The sequence below is a fragment of the Enterobacter sp. 200527-13 genome, from assembly GCF_027924865.1.
GTDB lineage: Bacteria > Pseudomonadota > Gammaproteobacteria > Enterobacterales > Enterobacteriaceae > Enterobacter > Enterobacter ludwigii.
Genome location: NZ_BSCM01000002.1, coordinates 342297 through 358639 on the forward strand (window position 1 = coordinate 342297; position 16343 = coordinate 358639).

At 52.4% G+C, this 16343-nt stretch carries 12 protein-coding genes; 3 read left to right on the plus strand and 9 right to left on the minus strand.

Annotated features, from left to right (window positions below; translation table 11 throughout):
- The first annotated feature begins 58 nt into the window (after window positions 1–58).
- The gene (locus QMG44_RS10910; RefSeq protein WP_020883259.1) at window positions 59–1642 is read left to right on the plus strand and encodes a TerC family protein; all 1584 of its coding nucleotides are present in this window, start codon (window positions 59–61) and stop codon (window positions 1640–1642) included.
- Between the two features lie 46 nt (window positions 1643–1688).
- Here the strand turns inward: QMG44_RS10910 and asmA are convergent, their stop codons facing one another.
- From asmA to udk, 3 genes are all read right to left on the minus strand, one after another.
- Window positions 1689–3539, minus strand: coding sequence for an outer membrane assembly protein AsmA (gene asmA / locus QMG44_RS10915; RefSeq protein WP_086532308.1), 1851 nt, complete (start codon window positions 3537–3539; stop codon window positions 1689–1691).
- A gap of 22 nt (window positions 3540–3561) precedes the next feature.
- The gene (gene dcd, locus QMG44_RS10920) at window positions 3562–4143 is read right to left on the minus strand and encodes a dCTP deaminase (RefSeq protein ID WP_020883257.1); all 582 of its coding nucleotides are present in this window, start codon (window positions 4141–4143) and stop codon (window positions 3562–3564) included.
- A 91-nt stretch (window positions 4144–4234) separates the two neighbouring features.
- Complete coding sequence (gene udk / locus QMG44_RS10925) at window positions 4235–4876, minus strand: uridine kinase (protein WP_020883256.1); 642 nt, start codon at window positions 4874–4876, stop codon at window positions 4235–4237.
- A 343-nt stretch (window positions 4877–5219) separates the two neighbouring features.
- Here udk and QMG44_RS10930 point away from each other — a divergent pair, with 343 nt between their 5' ends.
- Window positions 5220–8549 carry a diguanylate cyclase gene (locus QMG44_RS10930; RefSeq protein ID WP_086532919.1) on the plus strand — a complete coding sequence of 1110 codons (3330 nt, stop codon included), beginning with the start codon at window positions 5220–5222 and terminating at the stop codon, window positions 8547–8549.
- Here the strand turns inward: QMG44_RS10930 and alkA are convergent.
- A complete protein-coding gene (alkA, locus tag QMG44_RS10935) occupies window positions 8514–9386 on the minus strand; it encodes a DNA-3-methyladenine glycosylase 2 (RefSeq protein ID WP_086532920.1) in 873 nt (290 codons plus the stop codon). The genes QMG44_RS10930 and alkA overlap by 36 nt on opposite strands.
- 130 nt (window positions 9387–9516) lie before the next feature.
- Between alkA and yegD the strand changes: the two genes are divergently transcribed.
- Window positions 9517–10869 (plus strand): molecular chaperone, encoded by a 1353-nt coding sequence (gene yegD, locus QMG44_RS10940; RefSeq protein ID WP_020883253.1) that lies wholly within the window; start codon window positions 9517–9519, stop codon window positions 10867–10869.
- Window positions 10870–10910: 41 nt separating this feature from the next.
- Here the strand turns inward: yegD and QMG44_RS10945 are convergent, their stop codons facing one another.
- The 5 genes from QMG44_RS10945 to QMG44_RS10965 form a co-directional block, all read right to left on the minus strand.
- On the minus strand, window positions 10911–12398 hold the full coding sequence (locus QMG44_RS10945) for an EAL domain-containing protein (RefSeq protein WP_232937511.1): 1488 nt from the start codon (window positions 12396–12398) through the stop codon (window positions 10911–10913).
- A gap of 359 nt (window positions 12399–12757) precedes the next feature.
- Complete coding sequence (locus QMG44_RS10950; protein ID WP_281853081.1) at window positions 12758–13231, minus strand: hypothetical protein; 474 nt, start codon at window positions 13229–13231, stop codon at window positions 12758–12760.
- Window positions 13206–13934 carry a winged helix-turn-helix domain-containing protein gene (locus QMG44_RS10955; RefSeq protein WP_063156627.1) on the minus strand — a complete coding sequence of 243 codons (729 nt, stop codon included), beginning with the start codon at window positions 13932–13934 and terminating at the stop codon, window positions 13206–13208. The genes QMG44_RS10950 and QMG44_RS10955 overlap by 26 nt, the downstream gene beginning before the upstream one ends.
- A 96-nt stretch (window positions 13935–14030) precedes the next feature.
- Window positions 14031–14726 (minus strand): fimbrial protein, encoded by a 696-nt coding sequence (locus QMG44_RS10960; protein WP_032680624.1) that lies wholly within the window; start codon window positions 14724–14726, stop codon window positions 14031–14033.
- A complete protein-coding gene (locus QMG44_RS10965) occupies window positions 14723–16339 on the minus strand; it encodes a fimbrial protein (protein ID WP_165764049.1) in 1617 nt (538 codons plus the stop codon). The genes QMG44_RS10960 and QMG44_RS10965 overlap by 4 nt, the downstream gene beginning before the upstream one ends.
- Window positions 16340–16343 lie beyond the last annotated feature (4 nt).

The window sequence follows — 16343 nt, forward strand, 5'->3', positions numbered from 1 at the left end:
GCTTTATCCATGATCGAAGTGTGACATTCGTCATATAACAGAAGGTATTGCTATTACTATGGAATGGATTGCCGATCCATCAATCTGGGCCGGACTGGTGACGCTGGTTGTCATCGAATTGGTGCTCGGTATTGATAATCTGGTCTTTATCGCCATCCTCGCCGAAAAACTGCCCCCTTCTCAGCGTGACCGCGCTCGCGTAACGGGCCTGCTTTTGGCGATGGTAATGCGGTTGCTGCTGCTGGCCTCTATCTCCTGGCTGGTCACGCTCACACAGCCTCTGTTCTCCGTTCACGGCCTGAGCTTCAGCGCCCGTGACCTGATCATGCTCTTCGGTGGCTTGTTCCTGCTGTTTAAAGCGACGGTTGAACTCAATGAGCGGCTCGAAGGCAAAGACAGTGAAAACCCGACCCAGCGACGCGGGGCAAAATTCTGGCCTGTGGTGGCGCAAATCGTGGTGCTGGACGCCGTCTTCTCACTGGACTCGGTGATCACCGCCGTCGGGATGGTTGACCACCTGGCCGTGATGATGGCCGCAGTGATCATTGCCATCACGCTGATGGTGATGGCAAGTAAAGCCCTGACCCGGTTCGTTAACAGCCATCCGACCATTGTTATTCTCTGCCTGAGTTTCCTGCTGATGATTGGCTTTAGCCTGGTGGCGGACGGGTTTGGATTCCACATTCCGAAAGGCTATCTGTATGCCGCCATTGGTTTCTCAGTAATGATTGAAGCGCTGAACCAGTTGGCGATATTCAACCGTCGCCGTTTCCTCTCAGCAAATCAGACGTTACGTCAACGCACGGCCGACACGGTCATGCGCCTGCTGAGCGGGAAAAAAGAGGATGCAGAACTGGATGCGGAATCCGCCGCGATGCTTGCCGATCACAGTGACGGGCTGATCTTTAATCCGCAGGAGCGACTGATGATTGAGCGGGTGCTCAATCTTAATCAGCGGACGGTCAGCAGCATCATGACATCACGGCATGACATCGAGCATATCGACCTGACGGCACCGGAGGAGCACATTCGCGCCCTGCTGGATAAAAACCAGCACACCCGCGTGGTTGTCACCGGTGGTGAAGAGGAAGAGGAGTTGCTTGGCGTGGTGCACGTCATCGACCTGCTGCAACAGCAGCTGCACGGTGAAGCACTCAATCTGCGCGCCCTGGTGCGCCAGCCGCTGGTCTTCCCTGAAGGACTGCAGCTGCTTTCTGCCCTTGAGCAGTTCCGTAATGCGCGCACTCACTTTGCCTTCGTGGTGGATGAATTCGGTTCCGTTGAAGGACTGGTCACGCTCAGCGACGTCATGGAAACCATCGCCGGTAATTTGCCCAACGAGGTGGATGAGATTGATGCGCGCCACGACATCCAGAAAAATGCCGACGGGTCGTGGACGGCGAACGGCCATATGCCGCTGGAAGACCTGGTGCAATATGTGCCGCTACCGCTTGATGAAAAACGCGAGTATCACACTATTGCCGGTCTGCTGATGGAATATTTGCAGCGTATCCCGCAACCGGGAGAAGAGGTTCAGGTGGGCGACTATCTGCTTAAAACGTTGCAGGTTGAGAGCCACCGTGTACAGAAGGTGCAGCTCATTCCACTGCGGGATGAAGAAGAACTGGACTATGAGGTTTAGTGAGTTGTTTTGCCCGGTAGCATGTGCGCTACCGGGCGCCCGGGCATCAAAGCTTATCTAACAGCTTCTTCACATCCTTCCCTGACTGTGAATCTTTATTCCGATCCGCCCAGTCGTTCAGACGACGTTTCGCTTCGTCCTGCAGATGTTTGCGCAGGATCTGATCCACCTGAAGGCTGTAATTCAGCGCCTGCCATTTGCCATAGACAGTGAGTGGAACCGGCGTCTCTTTAAGGAAGTCGATCAGTTTACTTTCACCCTGCCAGCCGGAAAGTACCCGCACGTTAAATCGGGTATCCGCCGTCTCTTTCACCAGATCCAGCTTACCTTCACCGGTTAACGACAGGAGTGAAGAGGTCCCCTGCATTCCGTCGAGGGTGAGCTGCCCGTTGTCCAGCGTCAGGTCAGTGGTAAAGCTGTCGAGGCGGGTTGCGCTGTCGTAGTTTTCCTGGGCTTTAACATCACTGCTGCGCTCCACCGCCTGCTGCACCAGCTGCTGGAAGTTAAGCCCTTCCATACGGGAATCTTTCAGGTCAAGATGAGCCTGCCCCTGCCATTCGCGGCGGAAAGCCTCAGCATCAATCTTCGTCCCCGAGAAGTCACCCGCCAGCGTCAATTGGCCCGTTAAGGAGACCGGGTAATTAAAGGCTTTAAGGATGGTACCAATCTCAACGTTATCGAGACGCGGCTGGAATTCTGCGCTGGCCGTCTCTTTACGCACGTCCAGCGTGCCCGGCAGAGAAAGATGTCCGGCGCCCATTTTGCCGCTCAGTTCGGAGATCACCAGCAAACCGTTATGGTTAAACATCTGGCTGCTCACGTCGGTAAAATCGATACCGCGCCAGCGCAGGCTGTTAGCTTTCAGTAAGATATCGGCCGTGAATCCGCGCAGACCGTTATAGTCTGGCTGATCAAGACTCGAGGAGATGACCGGACGCGGCTTGGACGGCTGGCTTTGCCCATTCTGAGCAGCGTTACCGTCGGTTGCACCTGCTGGCTGAGGCGGAAGTAAGTTCTCCAGATTGAGCTTATCAAACTGCAGATTCATTACCCACTTCGGCTTCTCCTCAAGCGTGACGCTCGCCTGCCCTGTCAGACTGCTGTCGTTCGCCTGCAGATTGAGGTTATCCAGCTCAAGCTGTTTTTGCTCTTCGCGCCACACGGCCTGCAGCGTTCCCTGACCGGTGATCCCCTGGGCAGGAAGATCGGCTCCCATCAGTTGCCAGTTCAGTTGCTGAATATCCGCCGTGAGCTGATGGGGGTAATCCGAGGCATTCACGTTGGCGTTCAGCGACAGATTCAGATCGCGCTGATCGCGGTTCAGCCTTCCGCTAAACTCCAGCGAGGCAATATGATGGGCGTCCTGCTCCATCTTCAGGTTGATGTTACGGACGGTTACCTGCTCGTCGGACTCATGCTGGAAAACCAGCACGCTGTCGGCGACTTTCAGTTTGGCTATATCAAATGACCAGCCCGTATCCGTCGGCTCGTCGGGCAGCGTATTTTCCCGCGGGGCGACCGGTGCATCCGAGTCACGCACGGCTTCAGTTTGCGGAGTCAGCTGAATCACCGCCCCTTTCAGCATCACCTGGTCGACCTGCAACTGGTGTGAAAAGAGCGGGATCAACGCCACATCAAGACGCATGTTATCGGCAGAGACCAGCGGCTGGGAGGCACCCGGCGCGGTTAACGACATGCGGCCTGAGAGAATGCTGAGTTGCGGCCAGACGTGCCAGCGCAGCGGCCCATCAAGCTTCAGTTGATAACCACTACGCGCTTCGACCTGCCGCACCATGTAAGCACGGAAATCATTAGGGTTAACAAGCAGGACTAACGCCGAAAGGCCAGCAACCAGAACCACCAGCAAAATCATCAGCGTTGTCAGAACTCTTCTCATAGCATCCTCAGTGGACTAACGATCAGTCTTTATCAATACGGCTCGCGACCGCACCCTGCTGGTCGCGATATTTAGCGTCCTGACGGCGGTTATAAGGACGATCTGCCGGACCGGTTAGCGGTTCAAAACTCAGCGCACCGATCATCATCCCTGGACGCAGTGCCAGAGGCAGTTTACCGGCATTGAAGAACTCGAGCACGATACGGCCCGACCAGCCTGGATCGATACGGTGCGCGGTCACGTGAACCATCAGCCCCAGTCGCGCCAGAGAAGAACGGCCATCGAGCCAGCCGACCAGGTCCGCAGGCAGCGTCACCGATTCATAGGTCACCGCCAGCGCCAGTTCACCCGGATGCAGATAAAAGGCTTCGCCCTCGTCAATAACGATTTCATCACTCATCACGCGATCAAGCGCGGCGCTGACTTCATCCTTCGGCCCGCTAAGGTCGATGAACGGTGCGGTATGGCCGCTAAAGGTGCGGAATTTATTTCCCAGGCGCACATCAACAGTCACACCATTGATACGCTCCACGGGTGGACGTGGTGTAATAGACAGACGGCCTTCATCCAGCCAGGCTTCAATATCGCGATCACAAAGACGCATCGCACTTTCTCCTTTCATGCATCGTACCCTGAAGCCATAAAGACTCAGGGCAAAACCAGGTTATCCCTGAACGGTACACAATTCGCGCGGCTTATTCAAAAAACTGGCTGATTTTCGCTTTTAAGATATCAATGGCTATGCGGTTTTTACCGCCGCGAGGCACGATGATATCGGCGTATTGCTTGGATGGTTCAATGAATTGCAGGAACATCGGGCGGACAGTTTTCTGGTATTGCGCCATCACGGAATCCATTGAACGTCCACGCTCATTCACGTCACGCTTAATGCGGCGCATCAGGCAGATATCCAGCGGCGTATCGACGAAAATCGAGAAGTTCATTGATTCACGCAGACGGGAGTCGGTCAGAAGCAAAATACCTTCAAGGATAATGACCTTCTTCGGTTCGATACGGATCGTTTCCTGCGTACGGGTATGTTCTACATAACTATAGACGGGAAGTTCAATTGCCTGGCCGCTTTTAAGTGCTTCTAAATGCTGGAACAGTAAGCTGTGATCCATCGCATTAGGATGGTCATAGTTAGTTTTTACGCGTTCTTCCATCGACAGATGGGATTGATCTTTGTAATAGCTGTCTTCGGGAATGACGCCGATATGCTCATCACCAACTTGTTCACGCAGTTCGCGGTAAAGCGTACTGGCAATAAGACTTTTACCTGAAGCCGATGCGCCGGCGATGCCTATAATGACGCACTGATGAGACTTATCAGTCATAAATTTAGCGACCTGATTAACCTGGATGTTAAGGAAGGACGACGCCGGAGCGTCAAACGCGGCAATTATAGGGATTTCGCGGGCATGATACCAGTCGAAAGCGCAGGTTCTGCGAGACAGGGTGAAAAGCGACGAAATGATCCCTTTGTGAAATTTAAACGCACGTTTTTTCAGCGTTTGTCGGGGATTTTTTACCGAGTAACTATTTAATAAGTCTATGATGTCAAATTATGAGCAGTCGCCATATGAATTGTAAATTGTTTGTACTAGCATAAACCAAATTATCAAATTCACTCGTCCGGACTTCTCTCCTGACGGCATGGCGTCTCTGGATAAAGCGGTAATGAATAAACAATACCAGCGGGTTTTGGTTACCACCCCACATCCTTTATTGCGACTTGTCTGTCTGGGCCTGGTCACCTTTATCTTTACCTTATTTTCGCTGGAGCTGACCCGCTTCGGCACCCTGCTCGCCCCGCTCTGGTTCCCTACCGCCATCATGATGGTGGCCTTTTACCGCCATGCAGGAAAGATGTGGCCGGGTATCGCCCTGGCCTGCTCGTTTGGCAATATCCTGGCCGCGTGGATGCTTTTCTCCTGGTCGTCGATCAACCCGACCTATACCGCTATCAACGTGGTTGAAGCCGTGATTGGCGCGGTGTTACTGCGTAAACTGCTCCCGTGGTATAACCCCCTGCAGAATCTGAATGACTGGATCCGTCTGTCCATCGGCAGTGCGCTGGTGCCACCGCTGGTTGGCGGGGTGCTGGTGTATCTTCTGGTGCCGGGTCCGGAGCCGCTGCGTAATTTCCTCGTCTGGGTGTTATCAGAAGCCATTGGTGCGCTGGCGCTGGTGCCGTTAGGGTTACTGTTTAAACCACATTATCTGCTGCGTCACCGCAACCCAAAATTGCTGCTGGAAACGCTCGCCACCATGGCCGTGACGCTAGCTCTCAGTTGGATGGCGATTACCTGGCTGCCGTGGCCCTTCACCTGCGTTATCGTTCTGCTTATGTGGAGCGCAGTGCGCCTGCCACGAATGGAGGCGTTTCTGGTGTTTCTGGTCACCGTGATGATGGTCTCGCTGATCATGACGCGTAACCCTGCATCCATGACGCCGCAAAACCTGCTGGTGACGCTAAACGCGCCCTGGCTGCCCTTTTTGATGATGCTGTTGCCGGCCAATATTATGACCATGGTGATGTATGCCTTTCGCGCCGAACGCAAACATATCACCGAAAGTGAAGCGCGTTTTCGTAACGCAATGGAGTATTCCGCCATCGGCATGGCGCTGGTCAGCATTGAGGGGCAGTGGCTTCAGGCCAATAAAGCCCTGTGTAACTTCCTGGGATACAGCCAGACGGAGCTTCAGGCCCTCACCTTCCAACAGTTAACCTGGCCGGAAGATTTGAATACCGATCTCGAACAGCTGGAGCAGCTGGTCAACGGCGACATCAACACCTACACCCTTGAGAAGCGTTACTACACCCGCAATGGTGAAGTGGTCTGGGCCCTGCTTGCCGTCTCCGTGGTGCGCCACACCGACGGTTCACCGCTCTATTTTATCGCCCAGATTGAAGATATTAACGACCTGAAGCAGACCGAGTGGGTCAATAAACGCCTGATGGAGCGCATCACCCTCGCCAACGAAGCGGGCGGTATCGGCATCTGGGAGTGGGATCTAGAGCCAGACATTATCAGCTGGGATAAGCGGATGTTTGAGCTGTATGAGATCCCACCGCACATCAAGCCCACCTGGCAGCTCTGGCACGAAACGATGCTCCCGGAAGACCGCGCTCACGCTGAAAAGGTGCTCCGGGATTCCCTCATTTCACGTTTGCCGTTTAAGCTTGAGTTCCGCATTCGTGTTAAAGAAGGCGTGCGCCATATACGCTCTCTGGCGAACCGGGTACTGAACAAACAGGGTGAAGTCGAACGCCTGCTCGGCATCAACATGGACATGACCGAGGTGAAGCAACTCAACGAAGCGCTGTTCCAGGAAAAAGAGCGTTTGCACATTACCCTCGATTCCATCGGCGAAGCGGTGTTGTGTACCGATATCGACATGAATGTCACCTTTATGAACCCGGTTGCCGAGAAGATGAGCGGCTGGCTGCAGACCGAGGCTATCGGGCAGCCTGTCCTGAAAGTGTTGCACATCACCTTTGGTGAAAAGGGACCGCTGATGGAGAATATTCACAGCGGCGATATGTCCCGTTCCGATATAGACCAGGACGTGGTGCTGAACTGCCGTACCGGCGGCAACTACGATATCCACTACAGCATCACCCCGCTCAGTACGCTGGACGGGCAAAACATTGGCTCCGTGATCGTGATTCAGGACGTGACGGAATCGCGCAAAATGCTGCGTCAGCTCAGTTACAGTGCCTCGCACGATGCCCTCACCCACCTCGCAAACCGGGTCAGTTTCGAAAATCACCTCAAACGGCTCTTACAGACTGTACAGGAGACACGCCAGCGTCATGCGCTGGTGTTTATCGATCTCGATCGTTTTAAAGCCGTCAACGACACCGCAGGCCATGCGGCGGGTGATGCTCTGCTGCGGGAGCTTTCGTCATTAATGTTGACTATGCTCCGCTCCAGCGACGTGCTGGCTCGTCTCGGCGGGGACGAATTCGGGTTGTTGCTCCCGGACTGCAATATCGAAAGCGCGCGTTATATTACCGGCCGCCTGATTAACACCATCAATGACTATCACTTTATGTGGGAAGGACGTCTGCACCGGATCGGCGCCAGCGCGGGTATCACTCTGATTGATGAAAATAACCATCAGGCTTCGGAAATCATGTCACAGGCGGATATCGCCTGTTACGCCTCGAAAAACAGCGGACGCGGCGTCGTCACGGTTTACGAACCCCAGCAGGAACGGGACCACGGCATGCGCAGCATGATGTCGCTTGATGAGCAGTGGCACATGATTAAAGACAATCACCTGATGATGATTGCCCGCAGCGTCGCGTCTCCACGGATACCGGAAAGCTGCAACTTCTGGCTGATTTCATTACGCCTGTGGACCAGCCAGGGCGAAGTGCAGGAAGAGCATGCGTTCCGCTCCGGACTTGCGGAGCCTGAACTGTTGCACGCCCTTGACAGACGTATCTTCAACGAGTTTTTCCGCACCTCCGCCGCACAGGTCGCCCACAAAGGCATGGGGGTCGGGCTTCCGCTGTCTGAAGCGGGTTTAGCAAGCGTCACGCTGGTTGATGAACTTGTCGACCTGCTGGAGAAGAGCCCCATGCCGGGCCGTCTGTTGCATCTGGTTATCGCTGCCGACGTGGTATGTAACCCGGATGAGAACCTGCAGCAGGGCCTGCAAAAGCTTCGCCATGCTGGCTGCCGTGTCGTGCTCAGCCAGGTGGGACGCGATATGAACGTCTTTAGCCACCTTAGCGCCAATATGGCCGATTATCTGATGCTTGATACGGAAATGGTGACGAATGTTTATGGCAACCTGATGGATGAGATGATGGTGACGATCGTTCAGGGGCACGCCCAGCGCCTGGGCATGAAAACCATCGCCGGTCCGTGTAACCAGCCCATCATGATGGACACGCTCTCCGGCATCGGCATTGATTTTATTTACGGCGACACCATCGCCGAGCCGCAGCCGTTGGATCTACTGCTTAATACCAGCTATTTCGCCATCAACTGATGGCGCCCAGCCGTCGGTATACCAGATGTGCAGCAACGCATACGAGCGCCAGGGCTGCCAGCGCTGGGCGTACCGCCGAATTTGCGCAGGCGTCATCCCGGCAAAACGTTGCTTAATCAGATAATCATCCGGCAGAAAAACGTCCTTCGCCTGCCAGCCGCGCAGGGCCAGGTAGTTTGCCGTCCAGCGTCCTATCCCGGGCCGCTGCTGTAAGGCCTTCATTCCCGCCTCAATATCCGCAGGAGGGGAAAGCGGAAACGTCCCGTCCACCACAGACTGAGCCAGATGAACGATCGACTCCGCCCGCTTTACCGGCATTCCAAGCGCTTTCAACGCCAGCGGGTCCGCTGCGGCCAGCGCGTGCGGGGTCGGGAAGCAGAGATAACCCGGGGCGTCTTCAACCGGCTCCCCGCACAGGGCGACAACGCGGGAAGCCAATTTTGCCGCCATCGCCACGCTAACCAGTTGCCCGAGTATCGCCCGCACACCCTGCTCCCAGGCATCCATCGCCCCCGGCAACCGTAAGCCTGGCCGTGCGGCCCCCAGATCCCCCAGTGTCGAGCGGATCGACTGAGGATCGCAGCCAAGATCGAAAAGTCGCCCGATACGCTCAAGGCAGGTCTGCGCAACCGGAATCAAGCCCGGGCTGAGCGTCACGGTAAGCGTAGGGGTTTGGCTGTCCGGCGTAACGCGAAATATCCCCTGATGCCCCTCACAGGCGAAACTGCGCTCGTAATAGTGGTCCGTGACGGTCTCTACGCCCGCTACCGCACGTGCGCCAAGGAAACCAAACATCCATTGCCAGTCGTAAGGGGGTTGCCAGGTCAGGGTATACATCATCGCTCCTTTTTTGTTCCCCTCAGCATAAACCGAAAGGCCTTGTTTCGCCTTGCTTTCATATTCCTGTTGTCGCCAGGCAGACATTTCGCTAAAGTCTCGCCCCTTCTCACTGGCATGGGGATTAATCGTGTTTATTGGATTTGACTACGGTACGGCAAACTGTTCGGTTGCCATTATGCAAAACGGGCAACCACAGCTCCTGAAGATGGAAAAAGAGAGCACGCTGCTGCCATCAATGCTCTGCGCACCCACTCGCGAAGCGGTCAGCGAATGGCTGTTCCGTCATCATCAGGTTCCCGCTACCGCGGCGGAAACCCAGGCGCTGCTGCGCCGTGCGGTCAGTTTTAACCGCGACGAAGATATCGACGTGACCCCTTCCAGCGTGCAGTTTGGCCTCTCATCGCTGGGCCATTACATTGACGATCCGGAAGAGGTTTACTTCGTTAAATCCCCGAAGTCGTTTCTGGGCGCCAGCGGGTTAAAACCACAGCAGGTGGCGATGTTCGAAGACCTGGTGTGCGCAATGATGCTGCACATCCGTAACCAGGCGCAGACCCAGGTACCCGATCCCATCACGCAGGCCGTTATTGGTCGCCCGATCAACTTCCAGGGTCTGGGCGGTGAAGAGGCTAACCAGCAAGCGCAGGGGATCCTCGAGCGCGCCGCACACCGAGCCGGTTTCCGTGACGTGGTCTTCCAGTATGAGCCGGTAGCGGCAGGACTGGATTTTGAAGCCACATTAACGCAAGAGCAACGCGTGCTCGTTGTGGATATCGGCGGGGGCACCACCGACTGCTCTTTACTGCTGATGGGGCCACAATGGCATCAGCGTCGTGACCGCGAAACCAGCCTGTTGGGCCACAGCGGCTGCCGCGTAGGCGGTAACGACCTGGACATTGCTCTGGCATTTAAAAGCCTGATGCCGCTGCTCGGCATGGGCGGACAAACCGAAAAAGGCATTGCCCTGCCAATTCTGCCCTGGTGGAACGCCATCGCCATCAACGACGTTCCGGCGCAGAGTGATTTTTACAGCACCGCGAACGGGCGCTTCCTGAACGATCTGGTACGCGACGCGCAGGACGCGGATAAAGTCGCCCTGCTCTATAAAGTGTGGCGTCAGCGTCTCAGCTATCGCGTAGTGCGTACCGCTGAAGAGAGCAAAATCGCCCTCTCTGACCGTGCTGAACACGCGGTCTCATTACCTTTTATCAGTGATGAGCTGGCGACCGCGATATCGCAGGAAGGGCTGGAAACGGCACTCGCCCAGCCGCTGCAGCGGATCCTCGAGCAGGTGCAACTGGCGCTGGAGAATGGTAAAGAGAAGCCGGATGTGATTTACCTGACCGGCGGTAGCGCCCGCTCACCGCTTATCAAGAAAGCGCTGGCGGAACAGCTTCCGGGTATTCCGATTGCCGGTGGCGATGACTTTGGCTCCGTAACGGCAGGTCTGGCCCGCTGGGCACAGGTGATGTTCCGTTAAGCCCCGACGAAAGCCCTCGAAATGCGCAGGGCTTCCGTCGTTTACAGCGCGTTAAAACGCACATTTTCCTTTTTACCTGGCAGCACGCTGCCCTTTTTGCATGCCGCTTCTCGTGTCGTCGGCTGGCTTTGCTCGACAAATCGCCGGAAATCAGCGAACGGCACCGGGGGCAGGAAATGATACCCCTGCAGGTAATCCACCTGTTTGCTGATAAGCCACTCTCGCTGATAAGCGTACTCCACCCCTTCCGCCACGGTACGCAGCCCCAGAATCATCGCCAGATTAATAATCGATTCCAGCATCGGCAGCGGTTGGTTATCAGCCTGGATAGCGTTGATAAAGGTCTTATCAATTTTTATGACATCCAGTTCGAGTTCATTCAGATAGCATAAATTCGCGTATCCTGTACCAAAGTCATCCAGAGCAAACATCACCCCGCGATTACGCAGTGAACGGATCAGTTCTTTTATTGCAGGCGTCACGGCCAGCGTTTGATTTTCGGTGATCTCAATCATGAGCTTCACCGGTAACGATTCTGTCAGCTCTAAAAAATTGAGGCACTCCCAATAAAACACCGGGTTACTTAACGTGGTTGGACTGACATTAAACGCCACAAACAGCGGTGTATTTAACCCGTTGCTCTTTTGCTTTAAGTCACTGGCAACTTTATGCATTAAATAGCTGGTGAGTTCGTTAATCAGGCCACAGCTTTCTGCCAGCGGAATAAATTCTCGCTGCGAAATCGTGTAATTATGCCCTAATGGCCAGCGGGCCAAAATCTCTATACCGCACAGCTCACCACCTGCACCGACAACGGGTTGATAATAAGGTAAAATCTCATCATTTTTGAGTGCCAGACTCAGACGCCCCGCATCATTATTATCATAACTACGCCCGGTGGATTTGCGCATTAACGTACTGTTCTGCCCCACATCTCTTTCAGTCAGGAAACCATTGCGGATAAGAAAAATTATAGATTCAATAAAATTTTTAAAACCAAGCCTGTGCGTTATTTTATCCCGGTAGCGATACAGGGATTTTGTGGTCAATGAATTGGCCCGGCAGAATTCGGCCTGCCCCTCTTTCGTCATCATGGCATTAAGCATGTCTGCCTCAAATTCGGTTAACGCGAAAACGTCCAGCTCATCTGATTTTACGCGTGATTCCGGTTGCGGGGTGGTCATCAGTATACGCGTGAGTATATCGATGACGGTCGTATAATGCAGTGTTACATCAATTGAGGAACTATATTCATAGCCTCGATTAATACACTCATTTTCGCTCACCCTGAGAACAACGCTGTTTACCATGATAAACTGACTACTGTTACGATGTAGCCATTTCTTCACCAGGAAAAAGGGCATCCGGTTATCAACAATTAACAGACAGGAGTTGTATTGCTGAAAAGAAAGGTCTGACTCTGATATAAATGTCTGACTGTCGACCAGTACCAGATTAGGCAAAAAAGCCCTAAGCCCGGCGAAAAGATAAATGTCATAACTGAGCAGGAAGACCTTTTTCTTATTCATAATAATCACCATCACGTTTTCATTGTAAAACGCAGCCTTCCCGAACAGGAAAGTGTATTCACAATTGACCTGGTATTCACATAGACTTAAGGTAAAACAAATAAAATGCCTTTAGATTGCATAGTGTGTAGTAGCTCATCCCCCTTGCAATAAAACTGAGCGCAGGGGAAATGATAAGAATATTCTTGCTGTATCGGTAGCGAATTCTGAGGTCCGAAATGAGTACAAACTTATGCGCTTATATTCACATTCAGACAAACTTTAGTGATAATAAACTCGATTTTAACAGAATAAAAAACCATAAATAATGAGACACATAGGTTATTATTTCAGAATAAGACGATATCCCATTCTGAGGATTACGCTGCCCGACACACCAACAAGGTGCGTCGCAAATCGCGTATACCGTACACATTGTTCGCAATATGCATTATTTTATAATAGAAGTTGTGTTGCTGGGACATAATTAATCCCGTGATCTCATCAGGCAAATCATCATTATCATTTTTGATCACAGAAACCCGTTGGGTACGTATGTAGCCGTCACTATCATTACCTAAAAATTTAAGCATCGTGGAACGGTTAATGGCGTAGCTTTTCCCATTAACATTAATCACGCCCACTTGTGACAATACCCCCTCTTCAGCAGATGATATCCTGAAAACCAGCAATACCTCCCCTTCGATGTGCATACCTGTTTTTTGCGTATTGAGCACAAGATGGTTCTTCGCTGAGCATACCAGCGCTGCCGGAACCTCATGACGTTTAAATAAAAACAAAAAAATGATAACAAGCGCTACGGCAAGACTAAAATACATAATTTTCGCACGCATGTGCAACTCCCCGGGAACCTAACGTACAAATACTGAAAAATGATTCCTTTAGTTTATTACCTGCAGACAATCCATTGTCATCATAAAACACAATGACCTTATTTCTTCCCTTACAGATAGATTTGAATTGCTGCCATCGGGATGAATTCAAAAAAGTGGATATTTTCTCAACTGAATTATCATCTGTCGTAAATATTTCACAGGAACCGGATTTTTGTACATGCACGACACCATCGGTATCTCGTAATAATTTTGGCAGAAGGACAAAGCCAGATATCACCAGGCTGATGCCTAACATTCCACCAACGATCGTTTTACCGTATCGCCTTAACCCGGGTTTGGTGGCGGAGGTTAATGCAGTGATGCTATGCGGCAACGCATCTTCTTTTACGTTTTCGATCTGCGCCTGAAAAACAAATCCTTCTCGGGGGATAGTTGCGATCAGATTATCCATTCCCAGTTCTGCTAACGTTTTGCGCAAAATACTGACATTTTTATTCAGACTGTGACCTGATGGGATCAACCCATACCTTCCCCACACTTCTTCTATAATCAGATCCCGATGTAATTGTTTGCGGTTATTCGCAATAAAGAGCTCCAGTAATCTTGCCGTTGCAGCGGACAGAACCACTCTTTCTCTCTGTACACTTAGCGCTCTGGTCTCTGAATCGTATACAATATGATCATTGATTATCTTTTTCATCCGGGAACTCTTTTATTATCGGCGGCAGTGCCAGCACGCAGTACAGAATATATTCCCAGAGTTCAGTTAGCAATATAAGAACTGTTTCTTTAAACTTTAACTGTTATTTTTAAAACAACCATCCCCTATCGGTATATATTTTTTCAACGCAACGATGAATTTTTTATTTTTAGTGTTTAACGCGCTGCTTCGGTAGGTCTCTCCAGGCAGCAGGTAGCGCATCGTCGCCTCGTCATCGGTTGACTGGCATCCCTTGTGTACGATGATCCTGAAAAATGTATTGCCGGTATTTGTCAGCGCCCCTTTTTGCTCATCCAGAGTATAACCTAGCGTCAGCTTTCTGGGCCTGACCACCAGTATCGTATCCAATGCAATAGCGGGCACAGCTTCACTTGCTTTGCCTGAATGACGTTCAGCAAACAGCGTTACCGGCATCTCGCGAAACTGAATCCGGTAGTAACGCTCTTTGTCATCCTCGGGCCCGCGATAGAAGATCTTAAAATACTCCCCGGCGTCCGGGGCGAGCGAAAACGTGAGCGGTGTAAATAGCAACTCACCGTCCTCTATTGGCAGACGCTTTTCCCCACCCGGGCCTGGACGGTCGATTTTAATCGCCGAAATGCTGTACACATTCTGTTTGTGGCTGTCGTTGTAAATACGTTTGCTAATGAACGACCGCTCTGCGGGGATATCATAGATCGTGGAGTCCAGATACAGCGCGTGGGCAGAAAGCGTGTAAAGCGCAATGCAGAGTCCCACCACACCCTCCGCGACCTTCCGCCAGCGCATCATTTTGTTACTCCCAGCCAGTTCGCGGTGACTTTGATTTCACCACTGGCGCTGACCACGCCTTCCCAGTCAGCGCCAGCCACCGTCAGTGCTGAGCGGGAATCATTCATCGGGAACAGCAGCGTTAAGTTGGTGCTGAAAAAGCTGCCATCATCCGTGTTGTTGGCATCCCATGGCACCTGTTGCCATAACGCATCGTTCAGACTAATGGCATTTTCACTGCAGCTGTTCCTCACCAGAGTAGGGCTTCCCGACGCGGTGTTGTATTGCAGATAGGCAGGGACAGGCACGTTTATTCCCCCCTGGGCCGACGTAAACAGGCAGTAAGGGGTATCGTTGATTGTCGTGCTGTCCCCGATAACCTGGGCCGTAATACTGTCAGCCTGACGAGGTCCCGATACGGTGACGACGTAATCCATCTCAATCGGCGCGTCATCTCCGATGGTGCCGCTTCCACTGGCAGAGGCCGTATTATTCGATGAGACAATGCTAATCCCATACTCCTTCGGCACAATATTGAGCTGCAAAGAGGGGGTAAACTGGTAATAGCCTGACTCCGGGGTTAATGCATTCGTAAACGCAAACGTAAAGGGCTGGCTGTTGGTAATACTGACGCCTGCATCCACCAGATTCTTAAGGAATGTTTTCGACAAAAAGACATAGATATACTGGCCAGATGTCGAAAAGACGTTGTAATACGCCGTCGAGGCGCTGAAGTTATACCATGTCGAGCCATTTCCCGAATATTTCACGGTGGTTGCGGAAGGGGTAAAACCCAACGCAGCAGAATCGATATACGCTCTGAACGTCAACGATGCCGTCAAATTTTGTGTCTGCTCAAGGTTGTATTTGACCATTTTACAAATTACGCCATCAACGTTACTGACGACACCCAGCTCACAGGATCCGGAATCATTTGTGATGCTTGGGGTTCCATCACTGGCGATCCACAGCTCCTGAAAGGCACTTGTTGATTCCAGCGCCAGATGTCCCCGCTTGTTTAACGTGTAATTGATGTAATTCCAGCGACCTGTTGTCTGGTCCTTACAGCGTTGTCCTGAGGCGTAATCATAGTTAACCGAGGTATAGCAGCGGTTAAAAACATAGGTTTCGCTGCCACCCGTCGGCATATTACGGAAATACTCATAGGCTGAGTTGCTCAGCGAAGCAAAGCCATACGCTCCGCCAATAACCCCCGCCACGGATCCAACCTGCGCGTGGTAAAAACCATTGTTATCCACCCCCTGCCCGGCAATGTAGCCCGTCGTCGGACACTGCGAACCTCGGTAGCAGCGTATTCCTGTGAAAGGAGCATCAATGGGCGAATTATCAATCCACATATCCTGATAATTATTGGCCGGCGCAGTCCAAATGACATAACCCAGGTAACCGAGGCTGACCTGGGAGGTACCGTATTTAACCCAGGTATTTGAGCCGCTGAAACGGGGATCTAACGCGGACGGCGTAATGAAATACTCACCGTCAATGTCGTTCTCGATAAATAAAAACGTGTTGTTGATCGCCCCTGACGATGAGGCGGTCAGTGCCCTTGCGGAGAAGGGAATTAACCCCGCCAAAAACAGGAGCGGAATAAAAACGGAAGCACTTTTTTTCATAGCA

Excerpts from the sequence above, each read along its gene's own strand:
- udk (WP_020883256.1), bottom strand. The coding sequence starts at position 4,876 with ATGACTGATAAGTCTCATCAGTGCGTCATTATAGGCATCGCCGGCGCA.
- QMG44_RS10955 (WP_063156627.1), bottom strand. The coding sequence starts at position 13,934 with ATGAAAAAGATAATCAATGATCATATTGTATACGATTCAGAGACCAGA.
- QMG44_RS10965 (WP_165764049.1), bottom strand. The coding sequence starts at position 16,339 with ATGAAAAAAAGTGCTTCCGTTTTTATTCCGCTCCTGTTTTTGGCGGGG.
- asmA (WP_086532308.1), bottom strand. The coding sequence starts at position 3,539 with ATGAGAAGAGTTCTGACAACGCTGATGATTTTGCTGGTGGTTCTGGTT.
- alkA (WP_086532920.1), bottom strand. The coding sequence starts at position 9,386 with ATGTATACCCTGACCTGGCAACCCCCTTACGACTGGCAATGGATGTTT.
- dcd (WP_020883257.1), bottom strand. The coding sequence starts at position 4,143 with ATGCGTCTTTGTGATCGCGATATTGAAGCCTGGCTGGATGAAGGCCGT.
- QMG44_RS10960 (WP_032680624.1), bottom strand. The coding sequence starts at position 14,726 with ATGATGCGCTGGCGGAAGGTCGCGGAGGGTGTGGTGGGACTCTGCATT.
- QMG44_RS10910 (WP_020883259.1), top strand. The coding sequence starts at position 59 with ATGGAATGGATTGCCGATCCATCAATCTGGGCCGGACTGGTGACGCTG.
- QMG44_RS10950 (WP_281853081.1), bottom strand. The coding sequence starts at position 13,231 with ATGCGTGCGAAAATTATGTATTTTAGTCTTGCCGTAGCGCTTGTTATC.
- QMG44_RS10930 (WP_086532919.1), top strand. The coding sequence starts at position 5,220 with ATGAATAAACAATACCAGCGGGTTTTGGTTACCACCCCACATCCTTTA.
- QMG44_RS10945 (WP_232937511.1), bottom strand. The coding sequence starts at position 12,398 with ATGAATAAGAAAAAGGTCTTCCTGCTCAGTTATGACATTTATCTTTTC.